We start from the raw sequence: 1,797 nt of genomic DNA, 5'->3' as shown, positions 1-1,797 counted from the left end.
ATGATGCACCCAACAACGGGGCTGGCTTTGCCAGCCCCGTTGTGTGTCTGTACGGCAAAGGCGTCGCCAAGGGCTATGCGATTGGTCGCGCGGTCGTCATGGGCGCGGCGGCGCTGGAGGTCGCGCACTACCGCATTTCGCCCGAAGACGTGCCTGCGGAAAGCAGCCGGCTCACCGATGCGCTGGCTTCGGCGCAGCAGGAACTGCTGCAGCTGGCCGACACCTTGCCGGCAGATGCGCCGCGCGAGCTCGGCGCCATGCTCAACGTGCACAGCCTGCTGCTGGGCGATCCGCTGCTGGCCGAACAGACCCTGGCGCTGATCGCCGAGCGTCACTACAACGCCGAATGGGCCTTGACGACGCAGGGGCAGATCCTGGGCCAGCAGTTCGACGCCATGGAAGACGAGTACCTGCGCGAGCGCGGGGCCGACGTGCGTCAGGTCATCGAACGGGTGCTGCATGTGCTGGCCGGCACCTCGGCCATCCTGCCCGACATGTCCCACATGGGCGGCGACGACGCGCTGGTGGTGGTGGCTCACGACATTTCGCCCGCCGACATGCTGCGTCTGCGCGGCGGCCGGTTCGCCGCCTTCGTGACGGACCTGGGCGGCCCCACTTCGCATACCGCCATCGTGGCGCGCAGCATGGCCGTGCCCGCCGTGGTGGCCATGGGCAATGTGCGCGAACTGGTCCGCGACGGCGACATGCTGATCATCGACGGCGCGGCCGGCGCGGTGATCGTCAACCCGTCCAACCGCATCCTCGAGGAATACCGGCGCCGCCAATCGGCCTATGCCGACGAGCGCGCCGAGTTGAGCCTGCTGCGCGACGAGCCCTCGGTCACGCTGGACGGCATCGACGTGGTGCTGCACGCCAATATCGAACTGCCGGAGGAAGCCGCGCTGGCGCTGGCGTCCGGCGCGCATGGCATCGGCTTGTTCCGCAGCGAGTTCCTCTTCATGGGACGTCCGGACTTGCCGGGCGAGGAAGAGCAGTACGAAGCCTACTCGTCGGTGGTCAGGGTGATGGCCGGCCGGCCCGTCACCATCCGCACGCTGGACATAGGCTCGGACAAGACGCTGGACGGCGAGGCCACCGTGGCCACCAATCCCGCGCTGGGGCAGCGCGCCATCCGCTATTGCCTGGCGCGCCCGGAGATGTTCGCGACGCAGCTGCGCGCCATTTTGCGGGCGTCGGCCCATGGGCCGGTACGCCTGCTGATTCCCATGATCGCCCATATGCACGAGGTGGTGGCGACCAAGGCAGCCATCGAATCCGCCCGCCGCGAGCTCGATGCGCGTGGCCAGGCCTACGCGCCCCATATGGAAGTGGGCGCGATGGTCGAGGTGCCCGCCATCGCCATCGCCATCGAACCTTTCGCGCAGGCGCTGGATTTCCTGTCCATCGGCACCAATGACCTGATCCAGTACACGCTGGCGATCGATCGCGGCGACCACGACGTGGCATCCCTGTACGATCCGTTGCATCCGGCGGTGCTGCGCCTGGTCGCACACACCATCAACGCCGGCGAGCGGGCCGGCAAACCTGTTGCGGTGTGCGGCGAGATGGCAGGGGATTCGCGCATGACCCGGCTGTTGCTGGGCCTGGGGCTGACCGAGTTCTCCATGCATCCGCAGCAATTGCTGGACGTCAAGCGCGAGGTCCGGCGCGCGCACTCCAACGCCTTGCGCGTGAAGGTGGCCAGCGCCTTGAACCGCGCCTTGCCGGTAGACCTGGATACGCTGGACCTGGCCTAGGCGGTTCGCCGCTACAAGAAAAATGGCGCCGGGGCGATAC

1 protein-coding gene is annotated in these 1,797 nt (G+C 67.8%); it reads left to right on the top strand.

Annotated features, from left to right (window positions below; all coding sequences use genetic code 11):
- Positions 1-98: 98 nt before the first annotated feature.
- Positions 99-1,757 (top strand): phosphoenolpyruvate--protein phosphotransferase, encoded by a 1,659-nt coding sequence (gene ptsP, locus AC6LKD_RS32600; protein ID WP_237710023.1) that lies wholly within the window; start codon positions 99-101, stop codon positions 1,755-1,757.
- Positions 1,758-1,797 lie beyond the last annotated feature (40 nt).

The organism is Achromobacter sp. D7-1 (assembly GCF_059760445.1).
Note: the sequence above shows the minus strand (reverse complement) of the source record. Positions and strands in the feature narration are given on the sequence as shown.

What these genes read in the sequence shown, in the direction of transcription:
- ptsP (WP_237710023.1), top strand. Translation starts at nt 99, where the DNA reads ATGGGCGCGGCGGCGCTGGAGGTCGCGCACTACCGCATTTCGCCCGAA.